This is a genomic window from Enterobacter cloacae complex sp. ESBL7, from assembly GCF_041679625.1.
In the GTDB taxonomy this organism is placed as follows: domain Bacteria; phylum Pseudomonadota; class Gammaproteobacteria; order Enterobacterales; family Enterobacteriaceae; genus Enterobacter; species Enterobacter asburiae_B.
In genome coordinates, this window is sequence record NZ_JBGORN010000004.1 from 187,285 (window position 1) to 204,065 (window position 16,781).

At 54.5% G+C, this 16,781-nt stretch carries 15 protein-coding genes and 1 pseudogene; 11 read left to right on the top strand and 5 right to left on the bottom strand.

Translation table 11 applies throughout. The features are described 5' to 3' along the window. Nucleotides 1-264: 264 nt before the first annotated feature. The 5 genes and pseudogenes from ACERY3_RS16920 to ACERY3_RS16940 all read right to left on the bottom strand — a co-directional run bounded on the left by ACERY3_RS16920 (nt 265) and on the right by ACERY3_RS16940 (nt 3,518). A pseudogene (locus ACERY3_RS16920) lies at nt 265-1,367 on the bottom strand (IS110 family transposase). 174 nt (nt 1,368-1,541) lie between these two features. After that, the gene (locus ACERY3_RS16925) at nt 1,542-1,757 is read right to left on the bottom strand and encodes a hypothetical protein (RefSeq protein WP_373226096.1); all 216 of its coding nucleotides are present in this window, start codon (nt 1,755-1,757) and stop codon (nt 1,542-1,544) included. Between the two features lie 323 nt (nt 1,758-2,080). Continuing rightward, nucleotides 2,081-2,269: a hypothetical protein gene (locus ACERY3_RS16930; protein ID WP_262772081.1), complete on the bottom strand. Its 189-nt coding sequence runs from the start codon at nt 2,267-2,269 to the stop codon at nt 2,081-2,083. A 226-nt stretch (nt 2,270-2,495) separates the two neighbouring features. After that, entirely contained in the window at nt 2,496-2,993 is a 498-nt protein-coding gene (locus tag ACERY3_RS16935; protein ID WP_262772082.1) for an outer membrane beta-barrel protein, read from the bottom strand. A 201-nt stretch (nt 2,994-3,194) separates the two neighbouring features. Further along, nucleotides 3,195-3,518, bottom strand: a complete 324-nt coding sequence (locus tag ACERY3_RS16940) for a lysozyme inhibitor LprI family protein (RefSeq protein ID WP_373226099.1) — start codon at nt 3,516-3,518, stop codon at nt 3,195-3,197. Nucleotides 3,519-3,733: 215 nt separating this feature from the next. Here ACERY3_RS16940 and ACERY3_RS16945 point away from each other — a divergent pair, with 215 nt between their 5' ends. The 11 genes from ACERY3_RS16945 to ACERY3_RS16995 all read left to right on the top strand — a co-directional run bounded on the left by ACERY3_RS16945 (nt 3,734) and on the right by ACERY3_RS16995 (nt 16,757). Next, nucleotides 3,734-4,252 carry a hypothetical protein gene (locus ACERY3_RS16945; protein ID WP_373226101.1) on the top strand — a complete coding sequence of 173 codons (519 nt, stop codon included), beginning with the start codon at nt 3,734-3,736 and terminating at the stop codon, nt 4,250-4,252. A 2-nt stretch (nt 4,253-4,254) separates the two neighbouring features. Further along, a complete protein-coding gene (locus ACERY3_RS16950; protein ID WP_373226146.1) occupies nt 4,255-6,003 on the top strand; it encodes a penicillin-binding protein activator in 1,749 nt (582 codons plus the stop codon). A 212-nt stretch (nt 6,004-6,215) separates the two neighbouring features. Continuing rightward, nucleotides 6,216-6,992, top strand: coding sequence for a hypothetical protein (locus ACERY3_RS16955; RefSeq protein ID WP_373226103.1), 777 nt, complete (start codon nt 6,216-6,218; stop codon nt 6,990-6,992). A gap of 355 nt (nt 6,993-7,347) precedes the next feature. Next, on the top strand, nt 7,348-7,941 hold the full coding sequence (locus tag ACERY3_RS16960) for a tyrosine-type DNA invertase (protein ID WP_373226104.1): 594 nt from the start codon (nt 7,348-7,350) through the stop codon (nt 7,939-7,941). A 495-nt stretch (nt 7,942-8,436) separates the two neighbouring features. Next, nucleotides 8,437-9,030: a tyrosine-type DNA invertase gene (locus tag ACERY3_RS16965; protein WP_262771934.1), complete on the top strand. Its 594-nt coding sequence runs from the start codon at nt 8,437-8,439 to the stop codon at nt 9,028-9,030. Between the two features lie 318 nt (nt 9,031-9,348). After that, nucleotides 9,349-9,687, top strand: coding sequence for a hypothetical protein (locus ACERY3_RS16970; protein ID WP_025202687.1), 339 nt, complete (start codon nt 9,349-9,351; stop codon nt 9,685-9,687). Then, a complete protein-coding gene (gene tnpB / locus ACERY3_RS16975) occupies nt 9,674-10,045 on the top strand; it encodes an IS66 family insertion sequence element accessory protein TnpB (protein WP_047356368.1) in 372 nt (123 codons plus the stop codon). The genes ACERY3_RS16970 and tnpB overlap by 14 nt, the downstream gene beginning before the upstream one ends. A gap of 17 nt (nt 10,046-10,062) precedes the next feature. Beyond that, nucleotides 10,063-11,721 (top strand): IS66 family transposase, encoded by a 1,659-nt coding sequence (locus ACERY3_RS16980; protein ID WP_337253334.1) that lies wholly within the window; start codon nt 10,063-10,065, stop codon nt 11,719-11,721. A 384-nt stretch (nt 11,722-12,105) separates the two neighbouring features. Then, on the top strand, nt 12,106-12,858 hold the full coding sequence (locus ACERY3_RS16985) for a molecular chaperone (RefSeq protein ID WP_373226105.1): 753 nt from the start codon (nt 12,106-12,108) through the stop codon (nt 12,856-12,858). Nucleotides 12,859-12,991: 133 nt separating this feature from the next. Beyond that, a complete protein-coding gene (locus tag ACERY3_RS16990) occupies nt 12,992-15,649 on the top strand; it encodes a fimbria/pilus outer membrane usher protein (protein ID WP_373226106.1) in 2,658 nt (885 codons plus the stop codon). A gap of 10 nt (nt 15,650-15,659) precedes the next feature. Further along, nucleotides 15,660-16,757: a hypothetical protein gene (locus ACERY3_RS16995; RefSeq protein ID WP_373226108.1), complete on the top strand. Its 1,098-nt coding sequence runs from the start codon at nt 15,660-15,662 to the stop codon at nt 16,755-16,757. Nucleotides 16,758-16,781 lie beyond the last annotated feature (24 nt).

The window sequence follows — 16,781 nt, forward strand, 5'->3', positions numbered from 1 at the left end:
GGCTACCTGGGACTCAACCCAGGACACACCGTAATTGACCATACGGCAATGATACACATTGTGCTCGTCGCAATATGTGTATCATTGCAACCGAATTCCCAATCTTCATGGGCCAGTTATTTTAAAGGCAGGTGTGCTTCAATAGTAAGTTATCTGTCATCGTCGATTGTTTGATTCATGGTTCGCAGATAGATATTTAACAGATAGTACTGGCCGTGCAGTGCTGACCTTATTTCAGGGCGGCTATTAAGTTGTCAAGCATATTCATGACGGCGTAGGGGTATAAAAAGTACCGTCACGCATCATGGCGAACAGGACGTCGCAGCGCCGTCTTACTAGGGCTATAAGCGTCTGGTTGTGTGTTTTCCCTGGCTCATTTTGCGTGTGTAGTAAGCCCTGGATCTCTGAGCGCGGCGAAGGCCGACAGGAACAGCGCCCTTTTGAGGGTTTTATTGCCCCGCCTTGACGGGGGGGGGGGGCGCCGAGTATTGACGAACCGGAGCGCCGGGTTACTGGCGCAAGACCAGCATAAGCAGCGAGATGTGCGGCAGATGCGAAGGCGCGACAGGCGACCTCTGTGAGGAGTCTGGCTGCGGTCCTGACACCGACTCCGGGCATGCTGGTCAGGACCGGGTAAAGAGGGTGAGCAAGAACCCGCTGTTCTACCTCAAGGGCCGCCTCGTCTCTTTGCTTACGCAGCGTGATGAGCTGGAGTGCCAGGTGCGGGAGGACGACGACAGCAGCATTCGTGCCGGGAACAACGACGGATTGTTCTGTCAGTGCCAGAGTGATGTCGGCAGCAAGGCGCTTTCCCACATGGGGCGCGAGTTTGCTGAGTTGGGTTGCCAGTTTTTTCTCACCCAGCGAATCGTTTTTTCGGGAGAGGGATATCGCCGGAGAAGATCGAGCACTGCTGGGTGATCCAGTCTCGGCCCGAGAACACGCTCCAGAGCCGGATGTATCTGGGTCAGCAGACCGCGGATACAATTGCTGGCCTGTGTTGTCTGTGTTGCAAGATCATCATCGAAGCCGCAGAGGATGGAGAGCTCGGCGATTTGCTCGTCAGCCAGCTTCAGCGAGCGTAGCGCGTGAGGCAGAGTACGGGCCGCTTCGGCGATGATGGCTGCATCGCGGGCAACGGCGACAGGTAACGCACCTTTGGTGGCAGGCTGATCAACGACCAGCAGTATCTGACCATGTTGTTTCAGGTCAGATATCAGCGCTCTGAGTTTGATTTCGTCGTTGGGTAATGCTCTGTCTAACAAGCGCTTACCTGAACGATTAACGGCAACGGCGTGATGGGTATCTTTACCGACATCAACGCCAATAAAGACCTGGACTGATTCGTAATCACTGGATTCGGTCATTCTGTCTCCCTGTTTATACGGGTTAACCAGATAACCTCGGGGAGCAGGTACCGGCATCCACGTTACAGACGGTCCCGGCATAAAGTGCCTGACCTGGCCCCTATTAGCGGTTACCAGCGCCCCACCAGACCCAGTGACATCACCCCCCGGATCATGGATGACTGGGGGCAGTAATCATGCCGGGTCTGGCTGGCTAACACCCCTAGTATAAGGGGTATGAATAAAGTAACGGGGACAGGGATGTTCATACGGAAATGCTGCATCACCCTTGCCTTTTTTCTTGTCAAATACACTACCCGTTCTGATTATCGTGTTGTCCGGTTCCTTTGCCGGTTTTTCAGGCAGCGTGCGGTATCTGTTAAAGCCCGGATGTTGTGTTTCATCTTTCATAGTCGTTAATTCTCTATCCACGGCGACGCACCCTCACATACTGGCGTCGCCGTTTTTTCTCTCAGACTCAGTTCACATGACTTTCAGACGACGTCGGATGGCTCGCTCTGTTGAGGGGGGGGGCGAAAAAGAGTCCCTCTTACCAGCGTTCATCGACGCCAGTATAGGGAAAGTCTTCGTAGAAAAGCACGAAGGTATATGCGTGCATGGTGATGCCCGTGATAAAAAATATTAGCAGAATGAGAAGCGTCCAGATGTTTTTCAAATCTGAGGCCCTGTTTTTATGATGTTGTGGGACCCGACTGCAATCATCAGTCGTTTTATCAGTCCGTTTCTTTATTCATGCATCTCACGCCGGGACCTAGCCTTTCTTCATGTACTTTTTGCATTCGCTTAAGGGTGAAATTCAGTAAGTGAGCAATTTCTTCTTCTTCCGGGCTGGACGGATTATGAAAAAACTGATGGATAAAAACGATAGCCTCAATTGCCCGGCGAATGTCATCATTATTCATGCGTGCGCTCCGGTAAAATATATCCCTGTCTTACTCGCCCAGTGTCATCAGTAACCAGAATACACTGACAACTATCAGCAGAATAAAAATGCCCACTACGCCGGCAATAAACAGGTCGTGAATCATGATGTCTGTACTCCATTCCCGGCAGATTCATCACTGCCGGGTTATGAGGGATATGAACGGTGGCCTGCCATCGCCGGCAAGGGGGCGGCTTCGTCGTGCGTCAGAACCGGTAGCCAAATCCAAGGTTCCAGCCATTTGTGTCAAGGCTGCCGCTGCTGCGAGTCCGGTCAAAATCGGCACCTTCATATCCGACAGTGATGTTCATATCTTCACGCGGTGTGATTTGCAGCCCTGCACCATACCCGTAGCCCCATTTGGTACCCAGGTTGTCCTCATGGAAGAAGGCCGGTCCCGCCTGAGCGTAGAGCCCCAGCATATCGTTAAGCTGATAGGAGGGGCCGGTCAGAAGGGAGAGGTGATCGGCATTACCGTGATCTCCGCCGCTGCCCATCGTCCAGGTGGCCGAGGTGTTCAGGCCCCAGCTGTCCACGAGCGCATGGTTATCCCCAAGGCGAAAGCCGTGCAGGGTACCTGCGCGGTCACTGTGTTGCTGGGCGTAACCCAGTGACACAACGTCATTGCTGCCCGTGTCGGCAAGTGCCGGGTGAACGTTCATAAAGGCTGCCAGGATAGGCAGCGTCAGGATCAGTTTTTTCATCTTTAGCTCCATATTCATCAGTGCATTATCGGTTCTTAACTTTTTCAGGACAGAAACGGGAGGTGAGGGTTGTCAATTCGTGCGTATGGCAGTCTGAAAAAATGATCAGTGCGATGCCGGATACAGGACCTGCGTGGCAGCTGCTGGCGTTTCTGAATATTCCCGGAGCTGCCAGCATCATGCGTCAGAGGGGGTTATTTCTCAGCGATTCAGTGATGAGGTAATTTGCTGATACTGGCTGTTCAGCATATCGAGGCGACTGTCATAGAGATATGACAGGCACACCGTGTTATTACCGCATTGCCTGCGTTTGTGTAACCAGGCTGCCTGCTCGTCCTGAAGGGCTCCATGTGCACCCATCAGCACCAGTTGCTGCAGGAGATGGTATGTGGTGGCCATTCTGACATCTTTCTCACTGAGCCCCTGGTCCGCGCAGATGGCTATTTCATCGGGCGAGGTGACTCCCGCACAACTGAAACTGGCGGCGGTGACGATACCGGGGAGTATGAGTAACAGGGTGAACATGAGACCTCTGGCTGTATTCTTCCGCAGACATGCTGTCATGATAGTGCTCCTATTTTTCTGTGGGTCCTTCACCCCTATCGACGGGAAGTGGTGGCTATCAATGCTGCTATTCCGGCAAGCATCGCTGGACAAACCTTTGCCTCCGTTGTTAATCCTCAGGTTTATGAACGTAACAGGATATCTGTCGGGCGGAATATAACGGAGGTAAAGGGCATATGTCTGGACCGGGTTTATCCATATCAGGAAAGTTTGCTGATACGTCATCTGTCGGGCGGGAATATTTGTTGCGGAGAAATCAGCAGGATATTGCAGAGTTTCGTGAACGTATGTTCCGTCTTGCAGACGACCTCACACGATGGCTTGCCGGGCGTGGCGTGAGTATTACCCTTCGGGAAGGCGCTCCGGCCAGAGACCCGGAGGCTACCTGGATCGCTCCTGTCATTGTGCTCCGGCAAGGGCGGAATTATGCCGGATTCACGCCTCAGGCGCTGTACAGCGTGAAGGGGGATGTTCAGCTTAAAGGCGAAGTGTGTCTTGCCGTGGATAATCCCGGCCGATCACCCCGTACAGAAAAATATCAGCTGTACATGGCGGGACATCTGCTCTCCACCGCTGACTGGGCGATATATAACGCCGGGCGTTCACCCGGAAAAGGCCGGGTGCTGACCCGCGAACAGGCACTCGTCGTGCTTTCTCCCCTGTTTGACTTCACGGTTCGGAGAGAACAAATGTGACGATGATGATTTCAAAAGCGAACAGGCTGCCGCTTTCCAGGAGCGCCAGATGGCGCTCCTGTTTAATTCGCCACTACCCTGGTGCCCGGGGGCTGCTGCTTGTCGCTATCCTATCTCTGTCAGGATGTGGCCAGTACCTGGATAAGCATGACACTGAGCGGCTGCCCCCCGCTCATCAGACTGAATACGCAGAGGGATCCTTACCCCTGACGCTCAGACCGGATGAGTACCCTCAGCCGGCACCATTATTACTGACGCTGCAGCAGAAACGGGCGCTGGGGGATGTCATCGGTTGGGGGAGGTTTCCCGCAAAAATCAATCCGGCTGAGCTGATTGCCCAGCAGCTGGCACGGAGCTGGCAGAAGGTCATCGCAGCTCAGCGGGGTTACCCCTCTGCGGAACGGCTGCAGGCCCTGCTGGCTCAGGCTCCTTTGCTGACAACGCAGGAACAGAAGCAGAAAAACAGTGATGTAATCTGGGAGGTTCTCACGTCCCTGTCGCAGGAGGACATTAACGCGCTATCCACGGACAGGCAGGCGGATGCCCTACAGGGCTGGCTGGCGCTCCGCCGCATCTGGTCTGACAGTCGGGCAATCGGCGGTAACATGGCTCATGATATCGCCACCTGGCAGGCCCGCCGGTCCCGGTCTCCTGATGCATTCACACGGCCTCATGCGCAGGTGAGTGATGCGGTATCCCGCCCTGCAGCAATACGTCAGATTGCGGTGATACTTCCCCTGAGCGGTCAGGCAGGACGGTTTGGCCGGGCCATCAGGCATGGGCTTGAAGCGCAGAAAAATACCGCAGGCTGGCAGTCTGGGCCCGTGCCGAATCTTCGGTTTTATGATACATCGGTGGCACCGGTGACGACATTGCTGGCAAAGGCAGAAAAAGACGGCACCTCGCTGGTTGTGGGGCCCTTACTGAAACCGCATGTCAGAGATGTGCTCAACAGTCATACGACACTGAACATTCTGGCGCTTAATCTGCCTGAGGATCCCGTCAGTCGGGATAATCTCTGTTACTTTTCCTTGTCTCCGGAGGATGAGGCCCGAAGTGCTGCACGCCACATTTACGGACAGAATAAACATCTTCCACTGCTTTTGCTGCCACAGGGCGAACTCGGGAGGCGTGTGGCAGATGCTTTCCAGACTGAGTGGGAAAAGCTGAGAGGAAAGAAGGTGCTGGTGCACTATTTCGGCCCGGTTAGCACCCTTAAGGCTGCAGTGAACAGCGGGAAGGGGATTTCCCTTGTTGGCTCTCGGGCAGCCACCCCGCCATACCCTTCTCAGGATGTCAGTCCTCGTGAGGAGCGTGTTGATGCCGTATATATGACTGCCACTCCTGTCGAAGCGCTTTATCTCCGGGCGCTGATTGTCATGCGCAACGGAAGCAACGCTGGCACAATGCTTTATGCCAGCTCACGCAGTATCAGTGGCCGTAAAGATGCGGATGAGCGCCTGGAGATGGAAGGCCTGCAGTTCAGTGAGATTCCGTTGATGTCCGGTCAGGATCTGAAGATGAGGCAGAGGGCACTTGACGCAACACGGGGCGATTATGTTCTGGGGCGTTTATATGCCATGGGCGCCGATGCCTGGATGCTTGCAGCACATTTTGCACAACTGCACCAGGCACCCGGCATGGTACTGAAAGGTCACACCGGGGAACTGAGCGTAACGACGGACTGCGTGATTACCCGGTCACTACACTGGTTCAGTTACCGGGATGGACAGGTTGTTCCTGTCAGCTAGTTCGCTGTTCATTTTGCTCAGACATCGGGGTGGCTAATGTGCCCGGTGATGTCTGCGTCTGTATTCCCGGTTTACCTGCCGGGTGCTTAATATGATGAACACATAAAGCAGGCCCGTGTTGGTTGACAGGCTTCTCTTCCCGTTAAGAAAAACGAGAGTCGTTTTGCTGCTTTTTTGCTAACACTGTCGTCTGTCAACAATCGGGTTAAGTCATGTCTTTTTTTGCCGTTGCATCGTCGTCCCTGACGGATGATGTACTGATGCTGTTTCTCATGCTTGCGGGTACGCTGCTCGCGGCGTTTCTTGGTCAGTCTGTTGGTTATCCCCGGGGAAGTTCAGGAAGCGGCCCTGTTCTTGCTGTGATTGTTTGTTTATCCGGGTTGCTGACCGGGTGTGCATTCTTTATTTCAGTGGTGGGATTTGCAGCCCGGGAAAAGGCGCAGACACATGAAGTTCAGGCAGTGGGGCGTGCATGGCAGTATTCCGGTCTCCTGAGTGAGCCGGACAGAGGCATAGCCCGTCAGGTGCTGAGGAGGTATCTTGACGAGCGTATTCGTTTTTATCGTGAGAATACCAGTGCGGGCCTCAGAACATGGGGAAGGCTTGCCCGGGACAGTCAGAGTAAGTTATGGGCACTGGCAGAAGGGAATGTTTTTAACCATGGCTGCATGAATACATTAGCGCTGCTTAATGTTTATTCTGATCTGGGGGATGCGATGACACAAACCCGCAGTGTCTGGCGAAGGCAATTGCCGGATGCGGCATGGTGGGTGCTTATTTCGTCGGCCCTGAGTCTCTGTTATCTTTCGGGTTACCAGCTTGCAGGCAATAAAAATGCCTGGCGTACATTGCTCTTTGTGCCGGTGCTAATGGCCCTGGCCCTGTTTGTGATAGCAGAAATTGACCTTCCCGGTCAGGGGATCATTCATGTTACTCCGGATGGTCTTGAATCTCTCGCTGAGGAATTACAGACATACAACGCAGCATGAAAATAGCGAATAAAAACGGGCGATTTAAATTATACGTCGATTGTTTCATGGGGTATATATTCGTCGAAACACTCAGGTGTTTTTGTGGGGTTCTCAGTGTGAGAATTAATAGCTACCAGATATGGTGGTTTTGAGTGGGTTGGTGCATTTTTTTGCCGCCGATTACATCATGCCTATCGGGTTCAATGGTTAATTTTTTTGATGTTTGCATTTTTACTGTCTGATAATAAGGTGTCATGCATTCAGCATTAAAATGATAGTGTACTTATAAAACAAGAATATTGTCTTAATCCGGTATTGATATTTTATTAAACCCCATGTAGTTATAAGGCATCCGTTAATAGTGGGGGGGAGTATGAAGGACCGTTTATATCTTACGCGGCCGGAAGTGCAGCTACTTATTCAGGCCACTCGCAACAGCTGTAATCAGCAGCGTGATTGCTGCATGATTACTTTTGGATACGTGCATGGGCTCAGGGTAAGTGAACTCACTGGACTGAAAACAGATGATATTGATTTTAATGGAAACTGTGTCCATATACGGCGTCTGAAGGGAGGGTTCAGCACTATACATCCGATAACGCATCTCGAAAAAAAAACCCTGGCTGAATGGATGGCGGTCAGATCGCGTTATGTGTCCGAAGAATCTCCCTGGTTATTTCTGACCCGGAAAGGAAGCAGAATGACCCGTCAACAGTTCTATAAATTGCTGGGGCGCTATGGGAAAAAAAGCGGATTATCCATACGCCCCCACCCACATATGCTCAGACATGGATGTGGCTATGCTCTTGCCGATCAGGGAATGGATACCCGTTTAATTCAGGATTATCTCGGACACAAAAACATTCGTCATACAGTGCATTATACGGCCGGCAATGCAGCCCGCTTTTCTGCTGCCTGGAAAGATATTCAGGAAGATGAATATGCTCTGTGCAGTTGTGGGAAATAATAGAGCCGGCAAGAGGAGGTATATGGCCAGACTGAATAATGATGTTATTTGTTTTGTGTCGGAGTATTATCGTAGATCTGAAATGCATAGCCTGTATTTATTTCCAAAGAAAAAATAGTTGTGGCGTTATCACTTCCATATTCATGAATGTTACTTTCGTTTACGCCGGTGCCGGATGGTTTTTCTGTCTGTCAGACGTTGCTCTGTACGCATATGTGCTACAGATGAAAGATGTGAAGTGAAAGCTATTACTTGCGTATTCTGTATGTGGAAAATGAGTGGGTAGAGGTGTGGAAGTGGCTGCTGCTCAGGGTTTGTATGAGAGAATATAAACCGATTCACCAGGGCACGTCAGTTGTGTTGTGTCCGTCAGAACATCTCAGATAAAGCCTGGTCCGATGAGATAACTCCTGTGGTATTATTTTGCGCCCCGCTCATGCACCTGCAGGTGGCGGGGTAAAATAATGAATCAATAGCTCCGGGAGACATGCCGCAATGGCGAGACGTAAATATCTGACACAAAACGAAGTGGAAAGCCTGCTGGAGGCCGCGAAGCAGTCGCGGAATCCGGAGCGGGACTACTGTCTGATATACATGAGTTTTATCCATGGTTTCAGGGTGAGTGAGGCCCGCTACCTGAGACTGTCAGATATCGATTTAAAGCAGGGGAGCCTGTACATCCACCGTCTGAAGCAGGGGTTCAGTACCAGTCACCCGTTGCTGAGGGAGGAAATTCGCGTTATCCGTGCCTGGCTGAAGGTGAGAAACACAATGGACGGAGCGGAAAGTGACTGGCTATTCCTGGCCCGTCACGGCGGAGCGCTGAGCCGGCAGCGCATCTATAACCTGCTGCAGCAGCTCGGAGAAAAGGCGGGACTTTCGTTATGTTCGCATCCGCACATGCTGAGACACGCCTGTGGATTTGCGCTGGCGGACCGCGGCGTGGATACGCGACTGATTCAGGACTACCTCGGGCACCGCAATATCAGGCACACCGTGCGTTACACGGCCAGTAATGCGGAAAGATTTGAGGGGGTGTGGCGGTTGAAAAACAAGAAAAAAAGGGTTCATTTAGGACCAAACTGTTAACTATGTTAGTTCAGCGCCGTTATTTTTCCATAACGAAAAGATGATAAAGTTCGATGCTATTTGTAAGTAGTTGTAAATCAAGGGAAAGATTTGATGTGTTATCGGGTGTAATTATCTGTATTTAATAGGGTTATTCCTGTTTCACTCTCTTCGAAATTTGCTTTTTTCTCTCCAGTCCCTCTCACATTTATCTCTTCTTTCGAAAAGGAAAGTCCATTTTCCTGTTTCGTTCGTAACGTCGCGGTGAACTCATCTTCACAGGAATGTTCAGGCCGTTAGTATGACCGGCATTCGTACAACTCTTGTGGAGACTGAACAATGCCAAAAATTCGATGGACTCTTGACCAGAAAAAACACCACGTCACTGCATGGCGCTCCAGCGGCCTCACCCGTGAACAATATTGCGACCTTTACGATATTCCTTTCAAATCGCTGCGGCAGTGGCCGCAGGATGTGGCTCTGGCGGAACGGCGTGCAAAAGCGCCAGAGGTTATTCCAATCAGCGTTTCGGCAACACCGGTGAGTACCGACTCTGTTCAGCTGCATGCGGCCGCCAATGATCCCATCACGCTCCACCTCCCCGGTGGAATACGGATGTGTTGTCATCCGTCCCAGTTAACCGATGTGTTCCGGGCGTTACGTTATGTTGACGCCTGAAAATGTCTTCCTGGCTGTACAGCCCGTTGATATGCGTCGCGGGATCGATACGCTGACGCAGTATGTCCAGGATGAGCTGAAATCCTCATGGCACGAAGGCGCCGCGTTCGTCTTCACCAACAAAGCCCGCTCGCGCATTAAGGTGCTGCGCTGGGACAAACACGGCGTATGGCTGTGCGTCCGTCGCCTGCATAAAGGACACTTCCGCTGGCCGCGCGCAGGGGACAAAGCCTGGTCGCTCACTCAGGATGAGTTCAACTGGTTAATCACCGGCGTTGACTGGCAGCAGCTCAACGGCCATGACCTCGCAAGCTGGGTCTTCCGCGAGGAGAGTGGCTCTGCTGTCACCGCGTTATAATAACAATCGGTAACATCATGAAAAACCGTGAATATCTGTACCGGCGTATAATACCCGGTATGGATATCGCGCTTCTCAGAACCACCACTGACATCGAACAGCTTCGCGCTATGGCCCTTGCCATGGTGCAGAAAGCGGTGGATGAAAATCATATCCTTCAGTTGCAGAAAAACGCCGAGCTGACAGAAAAAGATCAGCGCATCCGCCTGCTGGAAGAAGCGCTGATGCTGGCGCGCCAGCAACGCTTCGGGCGCAAAACTGAAATGCTGTCCGGCCTGCAGCGCCAGCTCTTCGAGGAAGATACCGAAGCCGATATAGCCGCTGCGGAAACGCAACTGAATGCGTTGCTGCGACAGGATATAAATGAAGCAGAAAAACCATCAGCTTCCCGCCCTGTGCGAAAAGCGCTGCCATCGCAACTTCCGCGAGTCAAAAAACATATCCCTCCGGCGTCAGATACCTGCACCGACTGTAGCGTGACGCTCCGCTTCATCCGCGACGAGATCAGCGAAAAGCTGGAGTACATCCCGGCGAGCTTCGTGGTCAATCAGTACGTTCGTCCTCAGTATGGATGCCCCTGCTGTGAAAAGGTGTTCAGCGGTCAGATGCCGGCACAACTCATCCCGAAAGGCATAGCAGAAGCGAGCCTCGTGGCGCAGGTGGTAGTCAGCAAGTACCGTGACTACCAGCCTCTGTACCGCCAGCAGCATATCTTCGCCCGTGCAGACGTAGAGCTACCTGTCAGCACGATGGCGGGCTGGGTGGGCGCTGCCGGCGTGGCGCTTAACCCGCTGGCGGAACTGTTGCACCGGGAACTGCTGGCCCGCAGCGTGCTGCACGCCGATGAAACCACCATGCGTATCCTTGATACCCGCAAAGGCGGTAAAACACGCTCTGGCTACCTGTGGGCGTACGCCAGCGGAGAAAAAAGTGGTCCGGCGATCGTCTGCTTCGACAGCCAGACGGGTCGTGGACATGAGCATCCTGCGGCCTGGCTTCAGGGCTGGCAGGGCTCTCTGGTTGTTGATGGTCATACCGCTTATAAGACGCTGGCGGAAAATGTCACGGGGATCACGCTGGTCGGATGCTGGGCGCACGCCCGACGTGGCTTCGCCGATCTGTATAAAGCGAACAAAGATCCGCGTGCGGCGATGGCGGTCAGACAGATCGCAGGACTGTACCGGCTGGAGAAGAGGATCCGGCATCGCCCGGCAGAAAAGATCCGCCAGTGGCGACAACGTTACTCCCGACCCATTGTCGACAAACTGTGGTTGTGGCTGGAGCAGCAAAAAGATGCGTGCCCGGAAAGCTCAGCGCTGGGTAAGGCTATAAACTATATATTGAAGCGACGTGAAACGCTCAGCCGCTTCCTTGATGATGGCTCTCTGCCGCTTGACAACAACCGCTGTGAACGCGCCATCAGACCGGTGGTGATGGGGCGCTCTAACTGGTTGTTCGCGGGTTCAGTGGCGGCAGGAACTCGCGCGGCGCAGATCATGAGCTTGCTGGAAACAGCGAAAATGAACGGTCTGGAGCCGCATGCGTGGCTGGCCGATGTGCTGACGCGACTGCCCTCCTGGCCGGAAGAACGGCTGCACGAGCTGCTTCCGCTGAATGGCTTCACCTTCGCCATCTCAGAGTGCACACCTGACGATGGTACCCGCGTCGTAAGCTGACTCACGGGCCACAACACCGGATGTCAGGTGTTGCGCGCCTGACAGCAGAAATCAACGTAGACCAGTAACCACGCCCCTCCCGGCAAAGTTAAAACCTGAAATCCTCTGCCGCATTACCGCAGTCAGTACTTCGACACCTGACGCGATCTCCCGAGTCAATACTTCAGCGCCTGACCCAATACCTGCGTTCCCCTAAATCGGGTTCCCCTGGAGTCCGGGATGAGTTGCCCGCAACATTACTTTCGTTCCTGAATGTTGGTTAAACCATCCGGCCCTTTCTCCTTTTAAGGCTTAAAACTCCACCTGCGGAAAATGGTTGTCAAAATGGTCCTAAATGTAACCCTTTTAGCCATTTTTTTTACCGGCAAACCCAAGGAGTCCTGAGTGATTAATACGCGTCAGTTGATGTTTTCTGCATCCCTGTTCTTAAGTGGCCTGTGCCTGAGCGGTGCCGTCCAGGCTGGCGGGATTTCTTTAGGAGGGACCCGCCTGATTTTTGATGGTTCCAATGATGCCGCTTCGATGTCGGTAAATAATGGCTCCGCTGGCACCTGGCTGATGCGTTTCTGGGTGTCGCCTTATGGTGATAAGTCGAGCGATGCCGAGACGGAAGCTAAAGATGCAGCGGCCAGTCACCTTCCTTTTGTGGTGACACCTCCGCTTTACCGTCTCGACCCGCAGGGGGCTGTTCAGCTACGTGTTAACCGTGTCGGTGACAGCCTCCCGACGGACCGGGAGTCCGTCTACTATCTGAATTCTCTGGCGATCCCCCCGAAGAAAGGTGAGAAGGGGTACTCAAAAGCGGTCACAAGTGGCATGCAGTTTGCGGTTAACACCCGAATTAAGCTGATTTACCGACCGGCGGCGCTGAAGGATGCAGAGGTGGTTAAGGCTCTGCCGGGCAAGCTTACCGTCAGCGCTGATGGTAAGACGCTGACAGTGAAAAATCCGACGCCATATTACATCACGATGGTGTCGCTGGCGATAAACGGGAAATCAGTGTCGACAGGTGTGGATACCATGGTGGCCCCGTTTGGGACACTGTCTGTACCGTCTTCAGTCGCGCACGGCAAGCTGACGTATTACACCGTGGATGACCGTGGTGCACGCACGCCTGTGACGGAAAAAACCTTCTGATACACCTGCCCGAGAAAGGCATTGCTGAGCGGGATACGTTATGAGAAAGCAATGGTCTGGAGTGTCCGCAAGGCGAGGTGCGACGGTATTGAGTCCGACAGGCCGAAGGCTGTCCCTGTGTGCGCTGGCTGTCATGATGTCAGTGAGTGTTGCTCAGGGGGCAACAACAGAGCCTGAAGCACCGCAGGCCACTGCGGGTGATGAGGGGGATCAGGCTCTTACGTTCGATGATGATTTCATGTCCATGGCCGATGGCGGGAAAGGGAAGGCGCACGTTGACCTGAGTTACTTCGCCCACAGGGGCGGGATGATGCCGGGAGATTATCCGGTGCAGGTCAAAGTGAACGACAAAATGGTCGATGATGGACGGATACTCACATTTCGATCATGGCCCGATCAGCCCGGAAAGCTCTATGCCTGTGTGACGCGTGACATGCTCTCGGAGTGGGGCGTGAAGTCTGAGGCACCGAAACCCGTATCGGACCCCGCGGCGTCAGTGAAAGGAAAGAATGGGGGCGCATCCGCGAACTCGTCTTCCGGAGAGAGTCCTTCTGCTGTGGCCAAAGAGGGAGGCGCAAAGGAGGCCGTTGACAGTACTGACTGCCCGGTCGGGGGTGTGGTGTCGATGGTGCCCTGGTCATCAGAGACGTTTGATTTTAACAAAAAATTACTGGCGATTACGGTCCCTCAGGCGTCGCTGGGCGCGGCATCAGAGATGCGCACCCCCCCGTCGCGCTGGGATGAGGGTATACCTGCACTGCTGATGAATTACAACTACAGCGGCAGTCAGCAGAGTAATCAGGGTGAGAGTAACAGCAGTGACTTTCTCAGCCTCAACGGGCAGTTGAACCTCCTGGGGTGGCGGGTGCGAAGTGGACTGGCCTGGCACCGCTCAGACAAGGGCAGCAGTGAATGGAATACGCAGGATGTGTATGCCCAGCATGATTACAGCTTTATGCGCGGCGGACAGTTTTCGGTCGGCCGTCTGACATCAGATGGCAGCGTGGTGGACTCGGTCCCTTTCACCGGTATCACGATGGCATCGGATACGGGGATGCTGAATCCCTCGGCAACCGGATATAAGCCCGCCATCACCGGGATTGCGAATTCGCCTGCGACCGTAACGGTGCGACAGTTCGGGAAGGTTATCTACCAGCAAAACGTGCCCCAGGGGCCGTTTGCCCTGACGGATTTTAACCGCAGCGGTAACGGTGATGTTGAGGTTGAAATTCGTGAGGCGGACGGCAGCGTGCGGCGTTTCACCATGTCGGCAGCGTCGGCTCCTGTGCTGATGAATGCCGGTCAAATGGGTTACAGCCTCTCAGCCGGGCAGGCCCGGAATCAGGGAGGCAGTAAGAATAGTCTTTCCACGTCGTTCATGCAGGGGAATCTGTCATACGGAACCGGTGGAAATACCAGCCTGCTGGCAGGTGCGCTGGTGTCGCAGGACTATCAGCAGGTATCGGCGGGAGGTGGGTGGTATTCGGGAATGCTGGGTGCATTCTCCCTGACCTCCTCGCTGTCGGCGATGAGACTCTCGCCGTTTCCGGGCGAGCACGGGCAACTGACCGGGGTGTCCACACAGTTTACCTGGTCGAGGAATATTGGTGGTGCCACCGTCGGTATGGCGGCGACCCGGTATGGCTCAAAGAATTTTCATACCTACAGCGATGCTCTGGGAATGACCCCGGAGACATTACGGGAAGAAAGCGGACAGAAAGCCAGCTATCAGGTGTCGTTGTCACGTTCGTTGGGGGTGTTTGGCAGCCTGACGCTGACCGGAAATCAGACGCAGTACTGGGGAGGCGAAGCCACCCAGAGAGGGTACACCGTCAGCTACAGCACTACGGTGAAGGATGTCGGTATTTCCCTGGCTGCCGGCCTTAACACCACGGAGAGTAGCAGCGGAGCGGGAGGGTATCGTCAGGGTGTGCGAAACGACCGCAGCATGACGCTGAACATTTCCCTGCCACTCGCGAAATGGTTGGGTGGCAGCAGTACGATGTCCGGCAACTACATGTACTCCCGGTATAACGGTCGGGCAAATCAGCAGGCCGGCGTGAGCGGTACCGCGCTGAACAGCAGGGTCAACTACAGCGCATCCACGGGCTGGGGAGAATCAGGAAGTGGCGGTGGTAATACAAGCCTGGGGTACAGCGGGCGATATGCTGCCATGAGTGCCGGGTATAACACCTCTGGTAGTGGTGACCATGGCTGGAGTTACGGCATGAGCGGCGCGGTGCTGGTGCATCCACAGGGGATAACGCTGGCCAAATCGCTCTCCCTGGACGGGGCAAATGCCCTGATTGAACTGCCGGGAGTGGGTGGTGTGCATATTGCCGGGGTGGAGACAGACTGGCGTGGGTACGCTGTCGTGTCGGGACTGACGCCGTATGATCTGAATAAGGTCAATGTGAACACGTCTAACCTGCCAGGTAACGTCGAAGTGGACAGCAGTAGCAAGGGGACCGTGCCCACCCGCGGTTCGGTGGTCAGGGTGCGCTTCACGGGCTCCCAGGGGTACCGCGTACTCTTTACCCTGGCGCGAGCGGCAGGGGGTGACATTCCGTTTGGTGCAGTGGTGTCACTGAAGAAACAGGATAAGCAGGCCCCGGAACACGCCGGCATTGTCGGTGACAGCGGCCAGGCCTATATGTCCGGGCTGCCGGACAAAGGGAAGCTTCTGGTGACCTGGGCGGACGGAAGTGATGGTCGCTGTACGGCGGATTACAGTCTGCCGCAGGGGACGGATGAGAAGCGTCTGAGTCAGGTGACGGCGACCTGTCGCTGAGGAGAGAACGGTGAAGAAACGCAAGAGCACGGCGGGCGTTGTGATGCGCCTCTGGCTGGCCGGCGGGCTGCTGGCAGGGATAAGCCCCGTATCCAGCCAGGCTGCGGAAGATACCCTGACAGCACAGAAGACCCCGCCGGTGGCGGTGGTGTTTGGTGTGCGCTCCCTCGCCCCGGAGACGCCCGTGAGTAATCAGCAGGCCTTTGTGTCGCAGGAAGTGACGTTACCGGATGTGGCCTGTGCGGCCTGTGAGGCCAGCAGTACACACTGGGAAAGTGCCTGGGTGGTCTCGGGGGCGGACGCAATGAAAACGGAGTCTCGCCCGGAAACCGGCTGGTACGTGTTTTCGAGTGGTCTTAAAGGCATCGGGGTCGGGATTCAGACCAGCCTGAAGAATAACGCCAGGCGCAGGACGACCGGTAACGGTAACCATCCGGAGAGTCCGGGGAACATGACGGTGGGTCTGCTCAGGCTTGAGCAGAGCACTGGTGCGGGCCTGGTCGCGCTGCCGCCGGCGCAGTTTAAACGCATCACGACGTTTTACGATGCGACAGGACGCGAGGTTTACGTACAGGAAGATACCGTGCAGGTCTCGGCGGACCTGACGGTGCCGACCTGTACCAGCACATCGGAAAGTCTGAGCTTCCCGTTGCCGGAAATTTCGCAGGTGTGGCTGAAGCGTAATGTGCAGGCGGGGCATTACACGGACACGCTGATGTCCCCCCCACAACTTGTGGTGGCAAACTGTTCGGAGAACACACAGACCCTGCGCATCCGCTTTATCCCGCAGGGCAGCGTAACGGACTCTGTTGACGGGCGTGACACCATTCTGGTCGGCCGGGATGATGTGTCGGGTCAGGATACGGGGACGGGCTACCTGATGAAGTACGACGCACAGGCCTTTGGTCAGCGTCAGGAGGGGGTGGTGCAGTGGAGCCGACAGTCTCCGTTAGTGCTGACAAATCCTCATCCGTCAACTAAGGGTGATGAGCTGACCCAGGGGATAACCGTCTCGCTGCAGGCGTATTACGCCAGGGCACAGAATAACCTGGATGTGACGGCCGGTAATATCACGGCCAAGGGCATATACCAGGTGTCCTATGACTGATGGCAGGCAAGGAGCGGTATCGCA

Excerpts from the sequence above, each read along its gene's own strand:
- ACERY3_RS16940 (WP_373226099.1), bottom strand. The coding sequence starts at position 3,518 with ATGTTCACCCTGTTACTCATACTCCCCGGTATCGTCACCGCCGCCAGT.
- ACERY3_RS16925 (WP_373226096.1), bottom strand. The coding sequence starts at position 1,757 with ATGAAAGATGAAACACAACATCCGGGCTTTAACAGATACCGCACGCTG.
- ACERY3_RS16980 (WP_337253334.1), top strand. The coding sequence starts at position 10,063 with ATGAAAAACCGTGAATATCTGTACCGGCGTATAATACCCGGTATGGAT.
- tnpB (WP_047356368.1), top strand. The coding sequence starts at position 9,674 with ATGTTGACGCCTGAAAATGTCTTCCTGGCTGTACAGCCCGTTGATATG.
- ACERY3_RS16990 (WP_373226106.1), top strand. The coding sequence starts at position 12,992 with ATGATGTCAGTGAGTGTTGCTCAGGGGGCAACAACAGAGCCTGAAGCA.
- ACERY3_RS16960 (WP_373226104.1), top strand. The coding sequence starts at position 7,348 with ATGAAGGACCGTTTATATCTTACGCGGCCGGAAGTGCAGCTACTTATT.
- ACERY3_RS16970 (WP_025202687.1), top strand. The coding sequence starts at position 9,349 with ATGCCAAAAATTCGATGGACTCTTGACCAGAAAAAACACCACGTCACT.
- ACERY3_RS16965 (WP_262771934.1), top strand. The coding sequence starts at position 8,437 with ATGGCGAGACGTAAATATCTGACACAAAACGAAGTGGAAAGCCTGCTG.
- ACERY3_RS16955 (WP_373226103.1), top strand. The coding sequence starts at position 6,216 with ATGTCTTTTTTTGCCGTTGCATCGTCGTCCCTGACGGATGATGTACTG.
- ACERY3_RS16930 (WP_262772081.1), bottom strand. The coding sequence starts at position 2,269 with ATGAATAATGATGACATTCGCCGGGCAATTGAGGCTATCGTTTTTATC.
- ACERY3_RS16950 (WP_373226146.1), top strand. The coding sequence starts at position 4,255 with ATGATGATTTCAAAAGCGAACAGGCTGCCGCTTTCCAGGAGCGCCAGA.
- ACERY3_RS16935 (WP_262772082.1), bottom strand. The coding sequence starts at position 2,993 with ATGAAAAAACTGATCCTGACGCTGCCTATCCTGGCAGCCTTTATGAAC.
- ACERY3_RS16945 (WP_373226101.1), top strand. The coding sequence starts at position 3,734 with ATGTCTGGACCGGGTTTATCCATATCAGGAAAGTTTGCTGATACGTCA.